The sequence below is a fragment of the Gordonia westfalica genome, from assembly GCF_900105725.1.
Taxonomy (GTDB): domain Bacteria; phylum Actinomycetota; class Actinomycetes; order Mycobacteriales; family Mycobacteriaceae; genus Gordonia; species Gordonia westfalica.
This window is the reverse complement of sequence record NZ_FNLM01000034.1, coordinates 1,887,850-1,904,273: the sequence shown is the minus strand read 5'-3', so window position 1 is coordinate 1,904,273 and position 16,424 is coordinate 1,887,850. Positions and strand designations below refer to the sequence as shown.

11 protein-coding genes and 5 pseudogenes are annotated in these 16,424 nt (G+C 68.9%); 11 read left to right on the top strand and 5 right to left on the bottom strand.

The annotated features are described in order from the left end of the window. The first annotated feature begins 242 nt into the window (after positions 1-242). From rfbD to manB, 3 genes and pseudogenes are all read left to right on the top strand, one after another. Positions 243-1,178 (top strand): dTDP-4-dehydrorhamnose reductase, encoded by a 936-nt coding sequence (rfbD, locus tag BLU62_RS14050; RefSeq protein WP_074850125.1) that lies wholly within the window; start codon positions 243-245, stop codon positions 1,176-1,178. Between the two features lie 4 nt (positions 1,179-1,182). Further along, positions 1,183-2,076 carry a glycosyltransferase family 2 protein gene (locus BLU62_RS14045; RefSeq protein WP_074850124.1) on the top strand — a complete coding sequence of 298 codons (894 nt, stop codon included), beginning with the start codon at positions 1,183-1,185 and terminating at the stop codon, positions 2,074-2,076. Positions 2,077-2,123: 47 nt separating this feature from the next. Beyond that, positions 2,124-3,256 (top strand): annotated as a pseudogene (gene manB, locus BLU62_RS14040) (mannose-1-phosphate guanylyltransferase). 114 nt (positions 3,257-3,370) lie between these two features. Here the strand turns inward: manB and BLU62_RS14035 are convergent. After that, positions 3,371-4,017 (bottom strand): annotated as a pseudogene (locus BLU62_RS14035) (O-methyltransferase). A gap of 277 nt (positions 4,018-4,294) precedes the next feature. On the opposite strand from BLU62_RS14035, the gene sigE reads away from it, so the two are divergent. From sigE to tatB, 4 genes and pseudogenes are all read left to right on the top strand, one after another. Continuing rightward, positions 4,295-4,915: an RNA polymerase sigma factor SigE gene (sigE, locus tag BLU62_RS14030; protein WP_074850123.1), complete on the top strand. Its 621-nt coding sequence runs from the start codon at positions 4,295-4,297 to the stop codon at positions 4,913-4,915. A gap of 246 nt (positions 4,916-5,161) precedes the next feature. Next, positions 5,162-5,682, top strand: a pseudogene (locus tag BLU62_RS14025) (hypothetical protein). Further along, a complete protein-coding gene (locus BLU62_RS14020) occupies positions 5,679-7,217 on the top strand; it encodes a S1C family serine protease (RefSeq protein ID WP_074850122.1) in 1,539 nt (512 codons plus the stop codon). Before BLU62_RS14025 ends, BLU62_RS14020 begins: the two are co-directional and overlap by 4 nt. Before the next feature lie 16 nt (positions 7,218-7,233). After that, positions 7,234-7,700 (top strand): annotated as a pseudogene (gene tatB, locus BLU62_RS14015) (Sec-independent protein translocase protein TatB). Positions 7,701-7,710: 10 nt separating this feature from the next. Here tatB and BLU62_RS14010 read toward each other — a convergent pair. The 4 genes and pseudogenes from BLU62_RS14010 to BLU62_RS13995 all read right to left on the bottom strand — a co-directional run bounded on the left by BLU62_RS14010 (position 7,711) and on the right by BLU62_RS13995 (position 12,201). Beyond that, complete coding sequence (locus BLU62_RS14010; protein ID WP_074850121.1) at positions 7,711-8,856, bottom strand: Mrp/NBP35 family ATP-binding protein; 1,146 nt, start codon at positions 8,854-8,856, stop codon at positions 7,711-7,713. 69 nt (positions 8,857-8,925) lie between these two features. Continuing rightward, the gene (locus BLU62_RS14005) at positions 8,926-10,017 is read right to left on the bottom strand and encodes a lytic transglycosylase domain-containing protein (RefSeq protein WP_074850120.1); all 1,092 of its coding nucleotides are present in this window, start codon (positions 10,015-10,017) and stop codon (positions 8,926-8,928) included. Between the two features lie 350 nt (positions 10,018-10,367). Next, positions 10,368-10,892 carry a DUF1003 domain-containing protein gene (locus tag BLU62_RS14000; RefSeq protein ID WP_074850119.1) on the bottom strand — a complete coding sequence of 175 codons (525 nt, stop codon included), beginning with the start codon at positions 10,890-10,892 and terminating at the stop codon, positions 10,368-10,370. Then, positions 10,889-12,201 (bottom strand): annotated as a pseudogene (locus tag BLU62_RS13995) (magnesium transporter MgtE N-terminal domain-containing protein). Before BLU62_RS13995 ends, BLU62_RS14000 begins: the two are co-directional and overlap by 4 nt. Before the next feature lie 97 nt (positions 12,202-12,298). Here BLU62_RS13995 and BLU62_RS13990 point away from each other — a divergent pair. The 4 genes from BLU62_RS13990 to BLU62_RS13975 all read left to right on the top strand — a co-directional run bounded on the left by BLU62_RS13990 (position 12,299) and on the right by BLU62_RS13975 (position 16,422). Continuing rightward, complete coding sequence (locus BLU62_RS13990; protein WP_074850118.1) at positions 12,299-12,787, top strand: YflT domain-containing protein; 489 nt, start codon at positions 12,299-12,301, stop codon at positions 12,785-12,787. A 164-nt stretch (positions 12,788-12,951) separates the two neighbouring features. Beyond that, a complete protein-coding gene (locus BLU62_RS13985; RefSeq protein ID WP_208863632.1) occupies positions 12,952-14,403 on the top strand; it encodes an extracellular solute-binding protein in 1,452 nt (483 codons plus the stop codon). Beyond that, entirely contained in the window at positions 14,400-15,587 is a 1,188-nt protein-coding gene (locus BLU62_RS13980) for a carbohydrate ABC transporter permease (RefSeq protein ID WP_074850116.1), read from the top strand. Before BLU62_RS13985 ends, BLU62_RS13980 begins: the two co-directional genes overlap by 4 nt. 4 nt (positions 15,588-15,591) lie before the next feature. Beyond that, positions 15,592-16,422 carry a carbohydrate ABC transporter permease gene (locus BLU62_RS13975; RefSeq protein ID WP_074850115.1) on the top strand — a complete coding sequence of 277 codons (831 nt, stop codon included), beginning with the start codon at positions 15,592-15,594 and terminating at the stop codon, positions 16,420-16,422. Positions 16,423-16,424: the final 2 nt, after the last annotated feature.

Here is a 16,424-nt window from a genome sequence, read left to right as displayed (position 1 = left end):
CGTGCGCCGTCGGATGGTGAATCCACTGGTCAGCGATCCCTTTCGAGGTTGTCATGCTGCTCGACGGTGGCGCACGGTCGGTCCGCGCCATGGGATTGTCGGTGCAGGAGTGAAAGTTGGTGTTGTGCTGTCGCCAGGCTACTGAAGTGATTCGGGAATTCGAGAACGCAACGCCGAGAAGTCGAGTAGCGGTCGTCACGTGGACGACGCCGGGCAGGTGAGGTGCCCGGGTCTGCGGCACGATGGTGCCCATGCGTGTCACGCCCAGCACCCCCACCGTGTTCATCATCGGCGCCGGCGGCCAGCTCGGCACCGCACTCCAGGAGCGGTCGGCGCAGGCGCCCGACTCCGTGGTGTGGCGCCCACTGACCTCGGCCGAAATCGACATCGCCGACGAGACCTCGGTGGCGACCGCACTCGGCGATCTCGGTCCCGGGGACGTCGTCGTCAACTGTGCCGCCTACACCGACGTCGACGGTGCCGAGTCGGATCCCGAGGGTGCGCGCCGGGTGAACGTCACCGGCCCGGCCGTACTCGCCGCGCACACCGCCGCCGCGGGGGCGTGGCTGATCCACGTCTCCACCGACTACGTGTTCCCGGGTGGGGCCCCCGACGCCGACCGCCCCGACGGATATGAACCCGGAGACGTGAGCGGCGAACCCGCCACGGTCTACGGCGCCACCAAACTCGACGGTGAACGCGCCGCGCTAGAAGCGGACCCGCGCGCCACCGTCGTCCGCACCGCCTGGGTCTACACCGGCGGACCCGAGAGCCGCGACTTCGTGGGGACGATGCGCCGCCTGGAGCAGGCGCGCGACACCGTGTCGGTCGTCGACGACCAGCTCGGTTCACCCACGTACTGCATCGACCTCGCCGACGGCCTGTGGGAGCTGGTGGCCGCCGGGCCGCGTCCCGAGGTCACCGGCGCCGTCCTGCACGCCACCAACGCGGGCCGCGCAACCTGGTTCGACGTCGCGGCGGCCGTCTTCGAAGAGGTCGGCGCCGAGCGCTCGCGGGTGCTGCCCACCACCACGGCCGAATTCCCGCGTCCGGCACCTCGCCCCGCGTACTCGGTACTCTCCGGACGGTCCTGGGCCGCGGCCGGACTGACGCCGCTGCGGGACTGGCGCGCCGCGCTACACGCGTCGATGGCCGCGTCCGAGGGTTCGTTACCCTGAGCCGGTGCCCGCTCAGTTAGCCGTCGTGACGGTGACCTACTCCTCCGGTGAACACCTCACGACGTTCCTCCGCAGTCTCGATGCCGTGACCGACGAGATGCCGCAGGTCATCATCGCCGACAACGGCTCCGACGACGGCGCACCCGAACGGGCCGAGCAGGACTACGAGTCGGTGACTCTGGTCCACACCGGCGGGAACCTCGGCTACGGACGCGGGATGAACCGCGGGGTCGCCGAGATCGAACCCGACATCGAATTCGTACTGATCGCCAACCCCGACGTCGAGTGGAAGCCGGGCTCGATCGACGCACTGCTCGACGCCGCGCGACGCTGGCCGCGTGCCGGGTCGCTCGGACCGCTCATCCGCGAACCCGACGGCTCGGTCTACCCGTCGGCCCGACGCGTACCCGACCTCGTCTCCGGCACCGGGCACGCCATCCTCGGCACGGTCTGGAAGTCCAACCCGTGGACCGCGGCCTATCGCGCCGACGACGTGGCTCCGTCGGAACGCGCCGTCGGCTGGCTGTCCGGGTCGTGCCTCCTGGTCCGCCGGGAGGCCTTCGACGCGATCGGCGGCTTCGATCCGCGCTACTTCATGTACATGGAGGACGTCGACCTCGGCGACCGCCTCGGCAAGGCCGGCTGGCAGAACGTCTACGTCCCCTCCGCCGAGATCGTGCACACCAAGGGACACAGCGCCGGCCGGAATCCGGAGAAGATGCTGCCCGCACATCACGAGAGTGCCTATCGGTTCCAGGCGGACCGCAACCCCGGCGTCTTGCGTGCGCCACTCCGACTGGCGCTGCGAGTCGGCCTGGCCGCGCGATCCCGCCTCGCGGTGCGTGCCGCCCGCCGGGCCTCGTCGACGCAGAGCGCGTCGACGAGCGAAACCAGCTGATAAGTGCTGAAGTGAACAACAATCACCACGAAGAAGGGACCGATCAAGTGGATCAGTACACCGCGCGAGAGTCGGTGGGCGACGAATCCGTCGGGGGATCCGGTTCCATCGACAAGGACGTCCAGGCCGTCGTCCTCGTCGGCGGCAAGGGCACGCGCCTGCGTCCGCTCACCCTCTCGGCCCCCAAGCCGATGCTGCCCACCGCCGGCCTGCCCTTCCTCACCCACCTGCTGTCGCGCATCCACGCGGCCGGGATCCGGGACGTCGTCCTCAGCACCTCGTTCAAGGCCGAGGTGTTCAGCGAGTACTACGGCGACGGCTCCAAGCTGGGCCTGCGACTCCGCTATGTCACCGAGGACGAACCGCTCGGCACGGGCGGCGGCATCCGCAACGTCCTCGACGAGCTGACCGCCGACACCGTCGTCGTGTTCAACGGCGACGTACTCGGCGGCACCGACGTGCGCGATGTCATCGACAGCCACCGCGCCGCCGACGCCGACGTGACCATCCACCTCGTGCGGGTCAGCGATCCTCGTGCGTTCGGCTGTGTGCCGACCGACGGCGACGGCCGCGTCACCGCCTTCCTGGAGAAGACCCAGGACCCGCCGACCGATCAGATCAACGCCGGCACCTACGTCTTCAAACGCGAGATCATCGAGTCGATCCCGTACGGTGTTCCCGTCTCGGTGGAGCGTGAGGTCTTCCCGCGCCTGCTCACCGAGGGCAAGCACGTCCACGCCCACGTCGACCACGCCTACTGGCGCGACATGGGTACCCCGAGGACTTCGTCCGCGGCTCGGCCGACCTGGTGCGCGGCATCGCGCCGTCACCGGCGCTCGGCGACCGCCGCGGTGAGTCGCTGGTCCACGAGGGTGCCGGCATCGGCCCGGGTGCACTGCTCATCGGCGGCACCGTCGTCGGTCGCGGCGCCGAGGTCGGACCCCGCGCCCGGCTCGACGGCGCGGTGGTCTTCGACGGCGCGGTCATCGAGGCCGGTGCGGTCGTCGAACGCTCGATCATCGGGCGCGGCGCACGGATCGGCCCGCGGGCACTGATCCGCGACACCGTCATCGGCGACGGCGCGGACATCGGTGCGCGTTGCGAACTCCTGCGCGGTGCACGCGTGTGGCCGGGAATCGAGATCCCGGACAACGGAATCCGGTTCTCGACGGACGTCTAGAGGCGCCTCGCGAGCTCGGCGCGCGTTTAGAACCTCGCAAACCCACCCTTTTTCGGCAAACCCAGCACCCCGTCCGGGGTGGATCTGCCGAAAAAGGGTGGGTTTGTTGTGTGGTCAGCGCGTCTTGACGGCTGCCAGCACGCCGGGCCCCAGCGGGATGACGACCGGCAGGAGCCGCTCGTCGTCGGCGATCAGCAGCGCGGCCTCGCGTGCGGCCGCGGTCGGCGGCTCGGTGCGGGACGGGTCGCCCACGGTTCCGTGGGCGGTGGCGTTGTGCACCACGACGACGCCGCCGTTGCGCAGCATGCGGACGGCCTCGGTCACGAACCGCGGCAGGTCCAGCAGCGGGCCGTCGATGAAGACGAGGTCGTAGGACGAGTCCGAGAGGCGCGGCAGCACGTCGGTGGGCGTGCCGTTGATCAGGCGCGTCCGGCCGGGGAGATGTCGGCCCCGGCGAACGACGCCCGCGCGGCGCGGTGGTGTTCCGGTTCGGGATCGATGGTGGTCAGGACGCCGTCGGCGGCCATGCCGTTGAGCAACCACAGACCGCTCACGCCGGTGCCCGTCCCGATCTCGGCGACGGCCTTCGCGTCGGCGGTACGGGCCAGCAGGGCGAGCAGCGCGCCGACCGCGGGACTCACGGGCGTGGCGCCCAGTTCCTCGGCGCGGGCGCGGGCGGCGAGCACGGCGTCGTCCTCGACGATCGCCGATTCGGCGTAGGCGATCAGATCGGGGCCGGCGGACGGGGTTGACTCGGTCACGCGTCGAGGTTAGTCCGCGGGTCCGGCCGATGCGGACACGGCGCGCCGACCTGCGCGAATCCGCCGACCCTCCACATCCTCAGGGAACACTCAGCCGACTCATACGGCGACCACACTCCGATAGGAGAGGGTAAGTGCGTCCGGTTGACGGAATTACCCGGTGGGCCGGTGTGAAGCCCCGGCGAATCGGGAATACCCGATCGGTCACACGTTGTTCTGACGGTGAGTGCTCTGGGTCACCGGGCTGTGTTCACGAGAGAGGAACCGACCACCCACCATGACCGATTCCCACGATTCCATCGACGAAGTGCCTGCCGTCCCGGCGGGCACCGCCGGTTTCGACGCCACCGGCGACGAACTGCTGATGCCGTCCTGGGACGAACTGGTGCGCGAGCACGCCGACCGCGTCTACCGCCTGGCCTATCGCCTCTCGGGAAATCAGCACGACGCGGAGGATCTCACCCAGGAGACCTTCATCCGCGTGTTCCGGTCGCTGTCGAACTACCGCCCCGGCACGTTCGAGGGCTGGCTGCACCGCATCACCACCAACCTGTTCCTCGACATGGTCCGCCGCCGCAGCAAGATCCGCATGGAGGCGCTGCCCGAGGAGTACGACCGCGTGCCGGCCGACACCCCCGACCCCCAGCAGATCTTCGACGCCACCAACCTCGATCCCGATCTGCAGCGCGCCCTCGACTCGCTGGCGCCCGACTTCCGCGCCGCCGTCGTCCTCTGTGACATCGAAGGTCTGTCCTACGAGGAGATCGCCGCGACGCTCGGCGTCAAGCTCGGCACCGTTCGCAGCCGCATCCACCGCGGCCGGCAGAGCATCCGCGACGCGCTGGCCGCCCAGGGGCACACCAGCAGCCGCTCCGTCGCCATCGGCGCGCACAGCTGACGGCCCGCGGCCGACGTCGGCTGTTCATCGGACACGTCACATCCGCGGACTCGCCCGCTCGGTTCGGGAACCACGAGTCGACGAGCGTCGTTGTGGAACTCGGATAAGCTGAGATGTTGCGTGCAGGCCCGGTCAGGCCGCGCGCGGCGGCACAGGACGCCGACGGTGAGTACCGTGGCGAACAGACTCGGCAGAAGCGATGACATCGGAGTGCGACGGACACGTCGTGGAGAGGGGTGACCGACGATGATGGACGGCGATCGCGGGCGTCCGACGCGGGGAGGCGGTATCGAGCCCCCACCCCCAACCTTCGTCGCCGGCGTTCCTCCTGGAGTCCCGACTCCTGGACCCCGGCCCCGTCGTCGTTCCTGCCCAACCGCGGCTATCGCGCGCCGGGTACGGCCGGCGGACGCCGTTTCGCACCCACCGAGCACCTCGCCCCCGAGGCGGTTGCCGCCTTCGTCGACGGTGAACTCGGCATGTCCGCGCATGCTCGCGCCACCCATCACCTCGCGCTCTGCCCGGAGTGCGTCTCGGCCGTCGACGCCCAATCCCTGGCCCGCACCCGCCTGCGCGAGTCCGGTCAGGTGTCGGTGCCCGCGTCACTGCTCGGAGCGCTCTCCCAGATCCCGACCCAGGAGATCGACCTCGGCTCCGACACCCCGACCGACGGCATCCCCGGCGCTCGCGACGCGATGCGCCCGCCCGCGAACCCGCTCACACGAGACGCGGGCCGCGGCCGCAACTTCCGCCGTCGGGGTCGGTGAACGTGGCCGACGGAACCGGACCGCAGGGCGAGGACAACTCGACTCCCGGTGGTGACGCGCAGTTCGCGCGCCGCGAAGAACCCCCACACTCACAACGTCTGACGCCCGGACGGTCGCGGCACTCGCCCGTCTCGCCCGCCACCGCGCAGGTCTTCGGTCGGCCCAGCGGCGTCCGCGGATCGTTCGCCACGACACCCGGCGGTCACGACGCACCGCAACCGCATGTCGCCGACCCGGACCCCGTGCTCGCCGAGGCCTTCGGCCGTCCGCCGGGTTCCGACGAGACCCTCCAGCGCGATCCGCTGGCCACCTATGGCCAGACCGAGGACGAGCCGCGGCCCGACGACCCCTGGCGCGATCCGGAGAGCCCCGCGCGGCTCGTCGACCCCGCACTGCCGACCGGGTCGTCGGCGCCGGCGACCGATCCCGGACCCAAGCTCGGGGTCCGGGACGTGCTGCTGGGCAATCGCATCAGTTGGAGCGCACTCGCGACGCTCGCGATCATCGCCCTGCTCATCGCCCTCGTCGGCGGTCTGATGGGGCGGTGGACCGCCGAGGTCGCGGCGCCGCTGACGACCGATTCGGTGCAGCTGTCCACCGAGGGCTCCGGAAACGGTTCGGAGCCGCGTTCGTCGGTCGCCGAGGTGGCGCGGGCCGTCGAGAAGTCCGTGGTGGCCATCGACGTGCGGGCGTCCGGGGCCTACTCGACCGGCTCCGGCTTCGTCATCGACAAGGCGGGGTACATCCTCACCAACAACCACGTGATCTCGATGGCCGCGAACGACAAGAGCGCGAAGCTCGAGGTCATCTTCTTCGACCGGCAGCGCGTTCCCGCACGCATCGTCGGGCGCGATCCCAAGACCGACCTCGCGGTCCTCAAGGTCGAGAACGTGAAGAACCCGACCGTGTCGGTCCTCGGCAGTTCCGGGGATCTGCAGATCGGCGAAGAGGTCGTCGCGTTCGGATCGCCACTCGGGCTCAACCGTACGGTGACCAGCGGCATCGTCAGCGCGACCAACCGTGCCGTGGCGCTCACGCCCGACGCGGAGTCCGACACCGACGCGGTCATCGACGCGATCCAGACCGACGCGTCGATCAACCCCGGCAACTCGGGCGGTCCGCTGGTGAACGCCGAGGGCAAGGTCGTCGGCATCAACACCGCCGGCCGACTCGGCGCCGGCGGCGGGTCCATCGGTCTCGGCTTCGCCATCCCGATCGACGAGGCCAAGCCCATCGCCGAGGCCCTCATCCGCGACGGCAAGGTGAACCACCCACAGATCGGCATCAACGCCAGCTCGGTCCGCAACGAGCGGGTCCTGGGTGCTCAGGTGCGCAACGTGGTGTCCGGTGGATCGGCCGAACGCGCGGGCGTCCGCGAGAACGACGTCATCACCTCGTTCAACAACCGGCCCATCGAGAGCGCCGACGAGTTGAATGTCGCGGTCCGGACGGCGAAGATCGGTGAAGAGGTCCCGTTCCAGTACTGGCGGGACGGGCGCACGTTCAACGGCACCATCACGCCGGCGAGCGACTGACACCGGGACGAGGCAGATGTTCAGCAGTATCGGATGGGGCGAGATCGCGATCCTGATCGTGGCCGCCCTGGTCATCCTCGGACCCGAACGACTCCCCGGCGCGGTGTCCTGGTCGATGCAGTCGCTCCGCAAGGTCCGCGACTACGCGACCGGCGCGACCAACCAGCTCAAGGACGAACTCGGCCCGAATTCGAGGACCTGCGCAAACCTCTCGCCGACCTCAACGAGCTGCGCGGCATGACACCGCGCTCGATTGTCACCAAACACCTTCTCGACGGCGACGACTCGCTGTTCCGACTGGGTGAGGACGCCACGACCGTCGATCGCAGCACCACCCCGGTACCGCCGATCAAACCGGTGTCGGCGCCGATGTCGCTGGACAAGAACACCGACACGCCCCCGGCCCAGCCGGCCCCGGGCAGTGCACCGACCGAGCGTCGTACGGGCGGCCGTCCCGCCGTCACCGACTGGGACGCGACCTGACCCGACCTCCTCAGGAGTGGCGGACGGTGTCGAGCCCGAGGCTCATCCCGGCCAGCCCGCGCTTGCGGACGGCGAGTTTGCCGGCGATCGCCCGCAGTGCCGAGCCGGCGGGGGAGTCGGGAGCCGACAGCACCACGGGCACACCCGCGTCGCCGCCCTCGCGCAGCGCGGTCTCCAACGGAACCTGACCCAGGAGTTCGACCGGCGCGCCCACCGCACGGGTGAGGCGTTCGGCCACCTTCGCGCCACCGCCCGAGCCGAAGGGCTCCATCCGGGTGCCGTCCGGGAGCTCGAGCCACGACATGTTCTCGACGACGCCCAGGATCTTCTGCCGGGTCTGCAGCGCGATCGCGCCGGCGCGCTCGGCGACCTCGGCGGCCGCCTGCTGCGGGGTGGTGACCACGAGGATCTCCGCACCCGGGATCAGCTGTGCGATGGAGATCGCGACGTCACCGGTACCCGGCGGCAGATCGAGGAGCAGGACGTCGAGATCGCCCCAGTAGACGTCTGCGAGGAACTGCTGCAGCGCGCGGTGCAGCATCGGTCCGCGCCAGGTGACCGGGGTGTTCCCGTCGGTGAACTGTCCGATGGAGATGAACCGCACGCCGTGGTTCATCGGCGGCATGATCATCCGCTCCACCTGGGTGGGCTTGGCGTCGCTGCCGAGCATGCGCGGTACGGAGTGGCCGTAGATGTCGGCGTCGAGAACGCCGACGGTGAGTCCGCGTTCGGCCAGGGCGGTCGCGAGATTGACCGTGACACTGGACTTTCCGACGCCGCCCTTGCCGGAGGCGACCGCGTAGACGCGGGTCAGGGACCCGGGCTGGGCGAAGGGGATGACCGGTTCGGCCTTGTCCCCGCGCAGCTTCTTGCGCAACTCGGTGCGCTGTTCGTCGTCCATGACGTCGAGTTCGACGCGCACCGCGCCGACACCGGCGACGTCGGCGACGGCGGTCTCCACGCGCTGGGCGATCTCGGTGCGCATGGGGCATCCCGACGTCGTCAGGTACACCCCGACGTCGACGCTCGCATCGTCGTTGATGGTGACCGACTTGACCATCCCGATGTCGGTGATGGGTTTGCCGATCTCCGGGTCCTTGACCTTGCCCAGGGCGGCGCGAACTGCCGATTCCGTGGGCGCGACTCCTGTTGTCATCTGATCCAGCCTACCGGCGCCTCCGGCGGACCTCGGTGGTGGTCCCGGGGTCGGCGGTGAGGAGCCGGATCAGCGGATGGGCACCGGTGTCGTCGCCGGTCCCGGCGGGGCTTTCTCGGTGACCGGAGCCTGCTTCTTGGGCGGCGGCGCCTGGCCGGGCAGGGTGATCGTCGGCAGGCAGACGATGAAGCAGTTCTGCGGCGGCGGTGCGGGCTTGCGGACCGATGGCGACGAGGACGACGGACCCGACGGCGGTGTGGACGAGGAGGAGGAACTCGACTTGCTCTTGCTCGACGAACTCGACGCCTTGCGCTTCATTTCCGGGATCGGGTTGGTCGGCATCACGCCGGTGGCGTAGGCGCCCGCCCAGCCGAGGACGTTCGCCACGTACTCCATCGAGCGGTTGTACCGGAGCACCGCCGCGACGCGGGTGCCCTCGGCCATGATGTCGCTGACCCCGGCGCACAGGTAGCGGCCGGCCGAATAGGTGGCGTCGAAAATGTTGTTGGGGTCGGACTTGCCGTCACCGTTGGCGTCGGAGCCCCAGGACGCCCAGGTGCTGGGGATGAACTGCATCGGTCCCATGGCCCGGTCGTGTGCGGAATCGCCGTCGATGCGGCCACCGTCGGTGTCCTTGATCACCGCGTTGCCGGCCAGCGAGCCGTCGAGCACGGGCCCCGCGATCGGGTTGATCGTGGTGCCGTACTGGTCGACCGAGCCGTTGCTCGCGTGATTGGACTCGATGCGGCCGATGCCGGCGAGCAGGAACCACGGCAACTTGCACTGGGGGCTCTCGGCGCCGACCCGGTTGGCCGCGAGCTTGTAGGCCTGCAGGACCACGCCGGGGATGCCGAGTGGGCCGGAGGGGAGGTCGTTCGCGAGCCGGAACTGCGGCGCGGGCAGTACGGCGGCCGGCTTCTCCGGCGGGGGTGCGAAGCCGAGGAGCGTGACGGGCGAACCCGGCACGACGTCGGCGACGACGACCGGGGCCTCCGGCTCGGGGGTCGATGCGGCGAGCACGCCGTGCGCGCTCGAGGAGGCGGTGCCCAGCACCATGGTGCCGACGAGTGCGCCACCGACGACGATCGTCGCGGCCCGGCGCGGGAAGTGCAGGGGACGCTGCGGCCCGCGACGGCGCCGCATCAGGTTCAGCGGACTCATCGGCCACCACTCCGGCGATCCGTCCGCACCGATTTCTCGATCACATGTACTCCGTTGTCAAAACACCACACGTCTGCCCCCGAGGACGCAGTGATTGCCCGCTCCGGCCGCACGGCTTGGAGCCGAGAGCGGATGCACCCGACCGCTTCTGGCGTCGTGACCGACACCGGGTTCCGGCCGAACTGTGACCCACCATACATATTGGGTCTGATGACCCAATGGCGAACTCCGCATTTGCTCGTCGTCACTGACTTCGTCGCGTCGACGCGAAAAGTTACGGCGGCAAACTCATGGGAAGGAAGTTACTGGAGTGACATAACGGACTGATGTCGAGCGGTCGCAGGAGTGCGTCAGCGGGACCTGGCGTCGCCTGCCGCGTCGTCCGAAGGGTCCTCGCCGCGTACGCGGAGGCGCTCCACCAGCTCGTCGAGCAGGTCGTCGAGTTCCTTGCGCAGGTAGTCGCGCGTGACCGTGTCGCCGACGGCGAGGCGGACGGCAGCCAACTCACGGGCGAGGAACTCGGTGTCGGCCTTGGTCTGGGCCGACCGCATCCGATCCTCCTCGAGCGCGACGCGGTCCCGGTTCTCCTGGCGGTTCTGGGCGAGCAGGATCAGCGGCGCGGCATAGGCCGCCTGCGTGGAGAACGCGAGGTTGAGCAGGATGAACGGATAGGGGTCCCACCTGATCGTCACCGCCACCAGGTTCAGCGCGATCCACACGATCACGATGACGGTCTGGATCAGCAGGTACCGCCCGGTGCCCAGGAACCTGGCGACACGTTCGCTGTACATCCCGACCACGTCGGAATCGAGATTGAACGAGATGGTGCGCCGGGTGCTGGGGGTGTCGAGTTTGCGTCCGCCCTGTTCGCTCATCGGAGCCGCACCTGAGCGTTGCCGCCGGCCGGGTTGTCGACGTCCTCGGGTTCGGTCTCGCGCCAGTCGCGCGGCAGGATCTCGTCGAGGAGATCGTCGACGCTGACCGCGCCGAGCAGGTGGCCGGCCTCGTCGACCACCGGGCCGCAGACGAGGTTGTAGGTCGCGAAGTAGCGGGTCATCGTCTCCAGGGAGTCCTCGGGTGCAGCTGCACGAGGTCGGTGTCCAGGATGCCGCCGACGAGGTGGGCCGGGGGTTCGCGGAGCAACGCCTGCAGATGCACGCAGCCGAGGTACTTGCCGGTCGGTGTCGCGGTCGGTGGGCGCACCACGAAGATGATGCTCGCGGCGGCGGGGGTGAGGTCGGGGTTGCGGACACGCGCGAGTGCCTCGGCGATCGTCGTCGACGCGGTGACGATGATCGGCTCGGAGGTCATCACACCACCGGCGGTGTCCGGGGAGTGCAGCAGCAGACGGCGGACCGGTTCGGATTCCTCCGGGTCCATCTCCTCGAGCAGTGCCTCGGCCTCGGTGTCGGGGAGCTCGCCGAGGAGGTCGGCGGCGTCGTCGGGGTCCATCTCCTCGAGGATCGTGACGGCCCGGTCGCGACCCAGAGCGGTGAGCATCGCCTTCTGATCGTCGGACGGCAGCTCCTGGAGCACGTCGGCGAGCCGCTCGTCCTCGAGCGCGGAGGCGATCTCGCCGCGTCGCTTCGGCGGCAACTCGCGTAGCGCGTTGGCCACGTCGGCCGCGCGCATCCCCTCGAACTGCATCAGCGCCTGCGCGACGCCCTGCCCCGGGAGGTTGAGGGCGGATTGCGTGATGCCCTGGACGCTGGACCATTCCACGACATGGGTCTCATGGCGCCGGCGCAGGCCGCGACGACCCGCGCGGACGGCGACCCGCGACACGACCCAGTCCCGGGTGCGGGTGCGTTCGATACCGAGATCGACGACGGTCACGTCGGCGTCGGCGAGCTCCGGGAGGTCGGGGTCGGTGACCCGGACCCGGGTGTCGAGGATCTGGCCGATCGCCAGGGCCTCACCCGGACGGAGAACGAGCTTGCGCAGGCTCACTGTGCCGGTGTTGAGGGTCACCGCCTGCGGTTCGATCCCGGTCACACGCAGCATGGGAACGAAAATCCTTCGGCGGGTGGTCAATTCGACGGCGAGGCCGAGCGCTCGCGGTTGCTGGCCCGACAATCGGATCGAGATCACCACGTCGCGGACCCGCCCGATGGATTCTCCATCGGGACCAAGGACGGCCAACCCGACTAATCTGGCCACGAACACCTTGCTCACCGACGACATGGGAGTAAGGGTAGTGCCAACGGTTCGGCGAACGCCGCCGGCGAGTCTCGATCAGCCGCGGTGTCCGACGATTTTCTTCCACGAGGGAGGTTCCGAAATGACGAATCCCATGCGCCCGAGCCGGGAGACCCCGGGCTTGCCGACGCCGCCCAAGGGCTGGCCGATCGGCTCGTACAGCACCTACGCCGAGGCGCAGCGTGCAGTGGACTATCTGTCCGACGAGAACTTCACGGTTCAGGACGTCACGATCGTGGGCGTCGACCTCATGCAGGTCGAGCGCGTCATCGGACGCCTCACGTGGGGCAAGGTCATCGGCGGCGGTCTCGTGTCGGGCGCCTGGCTCGGCTTCTTCTTCGGCTGTCTGGTCGCACTCGTCTTCTCCGGTTCCCCGCTCGGGCCGATCCTCGTAGGTCTCGTGGGCGGCATGGTCTTCGGTGTGATCTCCGCGACGATCCCGTACGCCGCGACCCGCGGTCAGCGCGACTTCGCGTCGACGATGCAGTTGGTCGCCGGCCGCTACGACGTCCTCTGCGATCCCAAAAGCGCAGAGAAAGCGCGTGACATGCTCGCCCGCCTGACGATGTGAGGCCGTGCGGTCGCCGGACACGGGGCGATCACAATCGACGGGGGAATGGCACGCCCATGCCGAATGTGTTGCATGTCACGAATCGTGACGTATAGCGTTGCTCCTCGGACGCTCACGGCGGAGCACCTGGGGTGCTGCGCCGCGTACGACATCGAGGAGGCTGCGTGCGGAGCAGGGTCAGCAGTGATCGAACCACAAGTCGCGTAAGGCGAAAGGTCCTCGCGGCGGCGGTCGCCGCGGCTGCGGCACTCCCCGTGCTGTCGGCGTGCGGCTCGGGATATGAAGCGGGCGTACTGAATTTCTACCCGCCCGCCGACGGTGCGGACACCTTCGCGGCGATCGGTGACAAGTGTTCGGCCGACTCCGACGGTGCCTACAAGGTCGTCACGACGCCGCTGCCCAAGGGTGCTGACGATCAGCGCCTGCAGCTGGCCCGTCGCCTCGCAGGCAACGACTCCGGACTCGACCTCATGGGCATGGACGTGGTGTGGACCGCGGAGTTCGCCGACGCGGGCTGGATGGTCCCGGTGCCCGACGCGATGGCCGCGGAGATCTCCGCGCGCTCCCTCGGCGGCCCGCTCGACACCGCGGTGTGGAAGACGGACGAGGACGAGAACGAACGCCTGTACGCGATTCCGTTCTCCACCAACACCCAGTTGCTCTGGTACCGCAAGGATGCCCTGCGGGACAAGGTCGACCGCCGTCGCCCCGCATCGACCTGGGACGGAATGCTCGAGGATGCGCTGGTCAGCGGCCGCAACGGCGGACCGACCTACATCATGGTGCAGGGCAGGCAATATGAGGGCCTGATGGTCTGGTTCAACTCGGTGCTCGTCAGCGCCGGCGGCCAGGTCGTCGACCCCGAGAACCCGGACAAGGTCACGCTCAACGACACCCCGGAGCATCGCGCGGCCACGGTCCGCGCCCTCCGGACGCTCAAGGCGGTCGCCACCGCCCCGGGCGCCGATCCGTCGCTGACCAACTCCGACGAGGGCGCCGCGCGTCTGGGCATGGAGAGCGGCAAGGCCCTCTATGAGGTCAACTGGCCCTTCGTGTTCCCCGGTATGCGTGAGAACGCGGTGGCGGGAGCCGTGCCGTTCCTGGACCTCACCCAGTACGCGAACCTGTATGCCGACAGCGCGAATCCGCCGTCCGACCGGGACGTGATCCCGCTCAACCGGGAGATGCAGAAGGTCTTCGACTTCGCCCCGTACCCGGGTTTCGAGGGGTTGCCCACCAAGACGACCCTCGGCGGTATCAACATCGCGGTCGCCAGCACGTCCCAGCAGCAGGACCTGGCCTACCGGGCGGCCCAGTGCATCACCAGTGAGGCCTCGCAGAAGGAATTCTCGCTCAACGCGGGTCCGCCCCCGGTCATCGAATCCATCTACGACGACCCCGATTTCCGCCTCGCCTACCCGATGGCGGAGGAGATCAAGCGCCAACTCCAGCCCGAGCATGCCGCGGTCCGCCCGAAATCGCCTGACTACCAGGCGATCTCGACACTGCTGCAGGCAAAGCTGAGCCCGGTCGGGGCGTGGGATCCGGAGACACTGGTGGACGAGCTCGCCGAGGCCGTCCAGAAGGCAATCGACGGGGAAGGGTTGGTTCCGTGACCGACGAACAGACACCCGGGGACGACTCCGCCGACGAGTCCGTGTTCCGTCCGGGCCGTCACGCGCTGCCCGACGACGCGCCGGCGCAGACCGGCCCGATCCCGATCGTGGGCGACAGCCCGCCGGTGCACTCCGACAAGCTGTGGAAGGCGCCGCCCGGAGGGCGGCACGAGGCCTCGACCTCGTCCGGTTCCGGCGCGCCCGGATCGAATCCCGGATTCGCCGCACCGGCACCGTCTTCGGCGGCCGCCACCGCCGTCGCCGAACGACCGCGCGACGATGTGGCGCCGACGAAGCGCAAGCGCAGCGAGGGCAAGACGGCCGAGCGGCGTCTCGCGTTCTGGCTCGTCGCGCCGGCCGCGCTGATGATGCTGCTGGTGACCGGGTATCCGATCATCTACGCGGTCTGGCTCTCGCTGAACAAGATGAGCCTGTCGGCTCCAGGCGAGCGTGAGTTCGTGTGGTTCGCCAACTACGCGACGGTGCTGACCGACAACTACTGGTGGACGGCGTTCGGTGTCACGGTGGGCATCACCGTGGTGTCGGTGCTCATCGAGCTCGTCCTCGGCATGGCCATCGCACTCGTCATGCACCGCACCATCTTCGGACGCGGCACGATCCGCACCGTGGTCCTGATCCCGTACGGCATCGTGACCGTGGCCGCGGCGTTCTCCTGGTACTACGCCTGGACCCCGGGCACCGGCTACCTGGCGAACCTGCTGCCCGACGGCAGCGCGCCGCTCACCGAGCAGTGGCCGTCGCTGGCGATCATCGTCCTGGCCGAGGTCTGGAAGACCACGCCGTTCATGGCGCTGCTGTTGCTGGCGGGTCTCGCGCTGGTGCCCGACGATCTGCTGAAGGCCGCCCAGGTCGACGGCGCGGGAGCGTGGACTCGCCTGTGGCGCATCATCCTTCCGCTGATGAAGCCCGCGATCCTCGTCGCCCTGCTGTTCCGTACGCTCGACGCGTTCCGCGTGTTCGACAACATCTACGTGCTCACCAGCGGGTCCAACAACACCTATTCGGTGTCGATGCTGGGCTATGACAACCTTTTCGGCGCATTCAATCTGGGTGTCGGATCGGCGATCTCGATCCTGATCTTCGTCTGCGTGGCGATCATCGCGTTCGTGTTCATCAAGGGGTTCGGCACCGCCGCACCGGGTTCCGACGACGAGGGGAGGTAATCCGGTGAATTCGAGCGGCAAATCCAAGGCGTGGTGGTCGATCGCCAACATCCTGGTGATCCTGTATGCACTCATTCCGCTGCTGTGGATCATCAGCCTGTCCTTCAAGCCGGCATCGAGCGTGACCGACGGCAAGTTCTGGCCGAGTGAGTTCACCCTCGAGAACTACAAGTCGATCTTCGACACCAGCGCCTTCACCTCGGCGTTGATCAACTCGATCGGCATCGGCCTGATCACGACGCTCATCGCGGTGGCCCTGGGCACGATGGCCGCCTACGCCGTTGCACGCCTGGAGTTCCCCGGCAAGAAGCTCCTCATCGGCGCGGCCCTGCTGATCGCGATGTTCCCGCAGATCTCGCTGGTGACACCGCTGTTCAACATCGAGCGACGGTTGGGACTCTTCGACACCTGGCCCGGCCTGATCCTGCCGTACATCACCTTCGCGCTGCCGCTGGCGATCTACACGCTGTCGGCGTTCTTCCGCGAGATCCCCTGGGAGCTCGAGAAGGCGGCCAAGATGGACGGCGCCACCCCGTGGCAGGCGTTCCGGAAGGTCATCGCACCGCTGGCGGCGCCGGGCGTGGTGACCGCGGCGATCCTGGTGTTCATCTTCGCCTGGAACGACCTGCTCCTCGCGCTGTCGCTGACCTCCACCGAACGAGCGATCACCGCACCGGTGGCCATCGCGAACTTCACCGGCAGCTCGCAGTTCGAGGAACCGACCGGTTCGATCTCGGCGGCCGCCGTCGTCATCACCATCCCCATCATCATCTTCGTGCTGTTCTTCCAACGTCGAATCGTGGCCGGTCTGACTTCCGGCGCCGTGAAGGGATAACC